At 58.3% G+C, this 6,000-nt stretch carries 9 protein-coding genes; 7 read left to right on the top strand and 2 right to left on the bottom strand.

The features are described 5' to 3' along the window. On the bottom strand, positions 1 to 372 hold a 372-nt coding region (locus I6F09_RS25620), incomplete at its 3' end, for a hypothetical protein (protein WP_225189333.1). A gap of 330 nt (positions 373 to 702) precedes the next feature. On the opposite strand from I6F09_RS25620, the gene I6F09_RS25615 reads away from it, so the two are divergent. The 7 genes from I6F09_RS25615 (at position 703) to I6F09_RS25585 (ending at position 4,141) form a co-directional block, all read left to right on the top strand. Beyond that, positions 703 to 1,074 (top strand): hypothetical protein, encoded by a 372-nt coding sequence (locus I6F09_RS25615; RefSeq protein WP_225189332.1) that lies wholly within the window; start codon positions 703 to 705, stop codon positions 1,072 to 1,074. Between the two features lie 243 nt (positions 1,075 to 1,317). Next, positions 1,318 to 1,869, top strand: a complete 552-nt coding sequence (locus I6F09_RS25610; protein WP_225183741.1) for a hypothetical protein — start codon at positions 1,318 to 1,320, stop codon at positions 1,867 to 1,869. Between the two features lie 220 nt (positions 1,870 to 2,089). Continuing rightward, the gene (locus tag I6F09_RS25605; RefSeq protein WP_225129988.1) at positions 2,090 to 2,341 is read left to right on the top strand and encodes a hypothetical protein; all 252 of its coding nucleotides are present in this window, start codon (positions 2,090 to 2,092) and stop codon (positions 2,339 to 2,341) included. A gap of 304 nt (positions 2,342 to 2,645) precedes the next feature. Continuing rightward, a complete protein-coding gene (locus I6F09_RS25600; RefSeq protein ID WP_225129990.1) occupies positions 2,646 to 2,873 on the top strand; it encodes a hypothetical protein in 228 nt (75 codons plus the stop codon). A gap of 19 nt (positions 2,874 to 2,892) precedes the next feature. Further along, positions 2,893 to 3,192, top strand: a complete 300-nt coding sequence (locus tag I6F09_RS25595; RefSeq protein WP_225189331.1) for a hypothetical protein — start codon at positions 2,893 to 2,895, stop codon at positions 3,190 to 3,192. 141 nt (positions 3,193 to 3,333) lie between these two features. Continuing rightward, positions 3,334 to 3,813 carry a DUF5681 domain-containing protein gene (locus tag I6F09_RS25590; protein WP_225129993.1) on the top strand — a complete coding sequence of 160 codons (480 nt, stop codon included), beginning with the start codon at positions 3,334 to 3,336 and terminating at the stop codon, positions 3,811 to 3,813. Next, positions 3,797 to 4,141: a hypothetical protein gene (locus I6F09_RS25585; protein WP_225129995.1), complete on the top strand. Its 345-nt coding sequence runs from the start codon at positions 3,797 to 3,799 to the stop codon at positions 4,139 to 4,141. Before I6F09_RS25590 ends, I6F09_RS25585 begins: the two co-directional genes overlap by 17 nt. A gap of 890 nt (positions 4,142 to 5,031) precedes the next feature. On the opposite strand, the gene I6F09_RS25580 is transcribed toward I6F09_RS25585, so the two are convergent. Further along, entirely contained in the window at positions 5,032 to 5,439 is a 408-nt protein-coding gene (locus I6F09_RS25580) for a hypothetical protein (protein ID WP_225129996.1), read from the bottom strand. Positions 5,440 to 6,000 lie beyond the last annotated feature (561 nt).

Raw genomic sequence — 6,000 nt, 5'->3', positions numbered from 1 at the left:
GACAACATCGCGGCACCCCCGTCCAAACCATGGAGTGCAGCAATAGGAAGCACACAGACTCCCGATTCTGGAATCCCCGCGGCGGACCCGAGTCAATCCGTCGCACCAGATATGTGCATGCCCTAGCCTAGCGGGCGGGATATGAGGCAGGGTTGCGGCGCTAAGCTGAAAAGCGGCCGCCCAGATCGTAAGCGCAATCACGCCCACGGCGACGAACTCCTTGAGCGTTACCCACCCAATATCGTCAGCGGCTATCCGGTAGAGCTCTTGAATCTGATCTGGCAAGTACAGCAATATTGAAATGAGGACCGAGAAGACAGCAATCCACCGCAGGTTGCGCAGTAATGTAAAGAGCTGCTCGCGCACAGTCATCCCGTCAATTTCCCATACTGTCATCGGAGATAGTCCTGAGCGAGCAAATAGGCTTGGATTTTAGAAATTCGTACCAGCCCTCGTCGAGGGCCTGCGCGGTAGATAGCGGGCGGCCCGCAACAAATTGAGCGGAGATCTCCTATCGGACACCGACCCGAAAATTGAGAACATAACCTACAGTAGTGGCGCGATTTATCGAATATTCTCTTGAATCGTCAAGAGATTTTCGATGCTGAGGATCAAAACCCGTGATGTCGATGTTTCGCGCTGTCGATCCGCCACCTTGCGCATTTTTTCTTCACTCGTTTGTTTAGAACGCAATAAAGCCGCATGCCCCACCTCACTCACGTGATCGGTCGATGGCAGGTCGTCATTACCGGACGTGGGCTTCAATGCTTACGGACGCGCGGACCGCGTCAGGCAATCCGCTACTTACTCGGCGGCGCCCAGTCCGGCGCAAAGCAGATCGCTTCCAATGATCTGATCGGTCAGCCCACATGGATTCAGGCACCGTCGATCGCCTTCAAAACCGTGATGCGCGCGGACTTGAAAATCGGCGATGAAATCCGGATGCCAAAGACGCTGATTACGAACTCGCAGCAGACCATGTCGTCGTTGATCTACCAGAGTGCTGCGCAGCAAGGCACCTTCCTTTTGTCGTCGATGCACCGCTTGGGCAATGATAGGCAGCTGGACGGCTAGAGCTGGGTGACCAAGTTCAACGCCTTCCCGAAAACAGCGCAGAGCACATAGCGCTCGCGATTGAAAGCATCAAAATGCGCGGAAGCCGCAAGGGCACCAACCAAGGTGCTCCCTATCATCCGGGAGCCATGAGCATGGCGGCGCACCTATCTCTGGGAGTAAGGAGTCGGAGTGCGCCAAAATGCAACCTTTTTCGGTAAAGCCTTGGCGTGTAGAATGTGTAGGATCACTTGAGGATCCGCGATGGCAGCAGAAAGCATCAGCATCTTGCCTTCTATCGTATCCGGCGTGTTTGGTTTCGTCGGAGTATTGGCGGGCCTTGGATGGAATGCGCTTCAAACGCCAAGAACGGAGCGTCGCTTGCGCGAGAACACACGGACCGTACTACGCACCTCGCTCAAGGCCGAACTCACCAGTCTGGCGAACTTGATGAGATCAGAGATCGCTTATGTTGAGCGCAACGACTTCACCTGGATTCCTCTGGTCGACAGCTTCAAGGTATATATTGCCAACATCCAGAACTTAGGATTGCTTACACCAATCGAGGTTCAGAAAATTACAGAAGCATATTATCAGTACCAGGAGAGCGCGGGATATGTCGCCCGGATCGCCAAAGATCAGCCCGACAAGCCAGCAATCGGCAGACATATCGAGTTTGATTTCACGAAGGCTGAAGCCCACACGAGAAATGACCTTATAAACACGCTCACAGACATTGTGACCAAGGCCGATGAAGCGATCCGAGAACTTGAATCTCAACTGAGTGCCCAACCCCTTCAAGCCGCGCGTCGATGACGGTCATCGCTGCCTCAAATGAGAGCATCGTCTTCTCGTCGAAGTGCTGCGCGGCCGCTGTTTGTCGTTACGCACTCCGCGACGCATGGACACATGACGCACCGGCCGCGGCTGATCGAGTACATCGGTCGCTCAGTTGTCCGAAAATCCCAGGCGCCGACAGCACAGGGAGCGCGGCGGGGCTGCCCGGAAGGGAAGCAACTCTTAGAGGCACTAGTACATGCCAGACGAGAAAGATGCCGCGACATTCAAGCAGATGGTCGACGCCGCCGTCATAAGGCTCGCGGGCCTGCCCGATGATCGGATAATCGTTCAGCTCGAGCGGATCGTGAGCGCATTCGAGCAAGTGGTGCGCGATGGCTCGCCGGAGGTATCGACATTGGCTTTGGAAAAGCTGCGCAATTACTTCCTCGCTGAGATTAGCCAACAGCTCAAACAATTGAGCGGCGGCGGAGCTCCGGGAAGAGCGTAAGACTCTCGCGGATTTAATGGCCCCGGCGCGCGACCACTCACGCCGGGGCCAACGAGAACGATCGGCGGTACGTCCGCGCTAAGTCGGGTCTCTAAAAAACCGCCCCGCCGTTGCCGGCACGTCAGCACGACGGAGCGGTTGGGCTGGAAAGAGGAGATCCGGATCAGCGCGAATGATCATGCAGGATGTGTGCTGACAGATCAACTTGCGCGCTTGTTACCCTTATTCGCGAGCGCGCGGGATTTGCAGTAGGTTCAATCGACGCAGGGACGCACTCACACACGCACTCCCAGGAGATCCACGAGTGAATCCCGAAGCACTTCTTCCTGCGAGTAATGCGATCGCCGAAAGCTCGCGCGCCGACGTAGCGAAGGTCGGCGAGCAGATGAACGCGAAATACGACGCGCTCGATGGTGAGCTGAAGCAGTTCAAGTCCGACGCTAAGAAGAAGGACGAGGACGACGGCGATCCGATGGGCAACGATCCGGACGAAAGCACAGCGCACTGCGGCCGGCTCCGTCTCGCGCTCTGAAATCGAACTCTTCTCGCACGTGCGCGAGCTGCAGCTTCGCCAACCAGTCCATCAGACGCCGGCTACCCGCAATGCATTTGCCGATTTGCGGGCCAGGGCCGACGTCGCGTACGTCGCGCTCGGCGAGCGCGCTTCGCGTCCGATGATGAACGGAAGCATTCTCGATTATCAGGTCAGGCTTAACCGCGCTGCAGCGGCATTCCAAAAGTGGAAAGACACGGAGCTTGCAGTGATCGCGCGGGATAGCTCCACGCTCAACACGGTGTGCGACCAGATCCGCGCCGAGCGGTTGAGTATGGTCTCAACCCGCCAGACCTGAAACCGTTCGAGCACCGCATGATCCGCGAGACGCTGCCGGGTGGTCACCAGGCGACGCGCTTCCTCGGCAACGGTACCATCTTCAAGCAGATGTCGCGTCCGGTTCGGCACGTCGCCTTCATCGGAACCCGCAACTGAAGCCGTGACGACGGAACGTTCAGCTGCAGCAAATGCAGCGCCAAAGCAGCGAGTCCGCGGCCGGCCCTTTCCGAAGGGTCGTTCTGGAAATCCGGCAGGCAAACGGCCAGGGACTCGTCACGCGACGACAGTCCTGGCCGAGGCGCTGATGTCGGCTGACCTCGAAGCCGTGGTCGCTAGGGTCGTCAGAAAAGCGAAGGGCGGCGACATGGGCGCAGCTCGATTGATCTTGGACCGGGTCATGCCGCGGCGCCGGGGCCGCCCCGTGCGGTTTCCGCTGCCGCGGATGAAAACTACGGGCGACGTTGTGGCCGCTTTGGATGCTGTCACGGCAGCCAAGGCGGACGGTGAGCTATCGCCGGCCGAGGCCATGGAGGTTTCTGCCGCCATCGAGATGCAACGCCGCGCGATCGAGACCGCCGACATCGAAGCGCGCCTCGCGCAACTCGAACAAAGGACCGGAACCAATGACGAAGAAGATTGAAGCTCGGCTCGCCGCGATCGAGCGCAAGCTCAACGCGAAGCGCCACCCGACCGACAAGGCTTTCCGGATCTTGTTCGTAGAAGGCGGTCCACCAGGGCCGATCAGTTGGGCCTACGCCGGCACTCTGAGGTGGAAGCGCGAAGCGAACGAGAATCTGGAGGAATTCGCCAAGCGGGCCGCTGATGCGGCCTATGTCGCCGGAGAGACGGCCTTGACCGTGGGCGGACTACCGAGAGGTGACGAGCGGACTTCGGAAGCTTCGATGATTGGTGGCAGACGATTGCTCCGCACTACAGCGACGTGCCACCGCAAGAGGCGCCGCGGTTAGCGCCGCGGCAATCGCAATTTGGAGTCGGCCGGTGAACGAACGCCGGCTCGCGAAGGCGGGTTATGCCTACAGTCGCACCTTCAAGGATCCGGCCCCCCAATCGTCGAGGCCGATTACCAGCCGGTAACCCTTCAGAAGGATCCGGAGCAGATCCTCGCTCTGATCTTCGCCCGGCTCGGGCGAGATTACGGCGGCTCGGTGGTTGGCGGGCCGACGGGCGTCCGGATTAGCGGCACCAGCGGGCTGACGCTTACAGTCATTCGGCGCCCTACTTTCCCGGCCGGGTTCATCCTGCGACGCCTCCGGACGCGCTGGCCCAAGAACGCGCGTGGTGGTCGAAGCGATAGGTGGTTGCCAGTTAGGTTACCCCGGAAAGGTCAAAAGGCACCGAGTACAACAAAGCCCCACCATCAGCCGTACTGAATGTTGCGCTCAATCGCCTTCGCGAGGTTCGCCTTGGTCCTCTCTCACCAAGATCGGCATGACGTTCACAATATACGGTCCTCCCATTTTGTCTGACGATCCCGTAATGGTGAGCGAGCCAGAATCTTCGTCGAATGTGTACTGTTGCCAACGCGCTTCGAAGCGAAGGTGGAAGTCGTCAACATGTACCCTATGTGCTTCCTCAATATCGACTCTCCCATCGTCCGGGCCGCTGTGAGATATGATTGTTACGTCAGAGCGAAATAGCCGTGTGTTACCCCTCCATCGGTACTCTATCGACGCGGGAAATGAGGCGAACCCGGCCGCTTGGTTCGATTGCCAACCATCGCAGTCTCGCCAAAAACGCCTGAAATTCGCCAGAGCATTGAAATTCGCACGCTGGGTTCCTGGGGTCGGCCGTTTCATCTGGCAGCTCCTTCTCTATTGCAACAAACGCGTGCCACGACTTACCAGCGCACCCGTCCCATCATGCGTTTATTCGCATCGATGATCGGAATTGTCCGAGCCTTCCGATGTTCGATCAACTGCTGCGGCCGTCGCCAAGTGTACCGCGCGCAGCCCAGAACATCGAGTATCGCCGGGGTTCGGCGCGCGAAGAAACGCCGCACGAAGGGCATGATCCCATTCTCCAGACCAACCGCACAGGTGTCGTATTGCGCCGGGTAGCCGCTCAGCTCGGATTCCGTGTTTAAGATTCGGGCGTCGTTATAGTCTCCGTCGAGCGTGATTTCCCATCCGGTCGGAATGTCGGCGGCACGGGAGAGGCCGGCCCCCAACAGGAGCGCAAACACGCCCTTGCTCTCGTAGATGGAGAACGCGAGTTGCGTAAGGGGATCGTTCGTCAAAAGCGGCATTCAGGACCTCAGCAGGATCTGTCGCGCGGTATTCCGGCTTGCGAGTGTTTCATATTTTGAGATTGTGACCGTCGTCCGTGACGCCAAAGAACCGAAACGAGACCGTCGCACTGGTTGAGGTGCATCGTCCGATCCTTGGCGGGCAGACTCCCTGCGAGATGCCTTGCGTATTCATGCACCATCTCAATTTTTTGCGGATTTAAGTGTCAACGTCAGACCCTGTGTTTTCGCGCATACTCAGCCAAGCGCTGATATCGATTGTCTTTTCGCAACCCCGGTATCGCTTGCACGATAGCCTCCAGGCACTTCACAAGTTCTCTGGGAGCCCAAGGCTGATCACTGATGATAGCGTCGAGCAAACGCAATGCGGCTTTGGGAAATCGGGCGCACAGTCCTGACTCATCCAGCTCGTGCACAACATGGTGGGGATGCTCCAGGGGCTGCAGCCAGTCCAGAACCGCGCCTAAGGTTGAAGCAAACCCGCGATGCTCAGGACAGCCAGCGAGTCCGCGATGCTATTTGAAGCAAGGTTTCGGGACTTGGGCCAGACCTCTTGCCAGA

This window comes from Bradyrhizobium sp. IC3195 (genome assembly GCF_020193585.1).
GTDB classification, from domain to species: domain Bacteria; phylum Pseudomonadota; class Alphaproteobacteria; order Rhizobiales; family Xanthobacteraceae; genus Bradyrhizobium; species Bradyrhizobium yuanmingense.
Note: the sequence above shows the minus strand (reverse complement) of the source record. Positions and strands in the feature narration are given on the sequence as shown.

What these genes read in the sequence shown, in the direction of transcription:
- I6F09_RS25585 (WP_225129995.1), top strand. Translation starts at nt 3,797, where the DNA reads ATGACGAAGAAGATTGAAGCTCGGCTCGCCGCGATCGAGCGCAAGCTC.
- I6F09_RS25580 (WP_225129996.1), bottom strand. Translation starts at nt 5,439, where the DNA reads ATGCCGCTTTTGACGAACGATCCCCTTACGCAACTCGCGTTCTCCATC.
- I6F09_RS25610 (WP_225183741.1), top strand. Translation starts at nt 1,318, where the DNA reads ATGGCAGCAGAAAGCATCAGCATCTTGCCTTCTATCGTATCCGGCGTG.
- I6F09_RS25605 (WP_225129988.1), top strand. Translation starts at nt 2,090, where the DNA reads ATGCCAGACGAGAAAGATGCCGCGACATTCAAGCAGATGGTCGACGCC.
- I6F09_RS25615 (WP_225189332.1), top strand. Translation starts at nt 703, where the DNA reads ATGCCCCACCTCACTCACGTGATCGGTCGATGGCAGGTCGTCATTACC.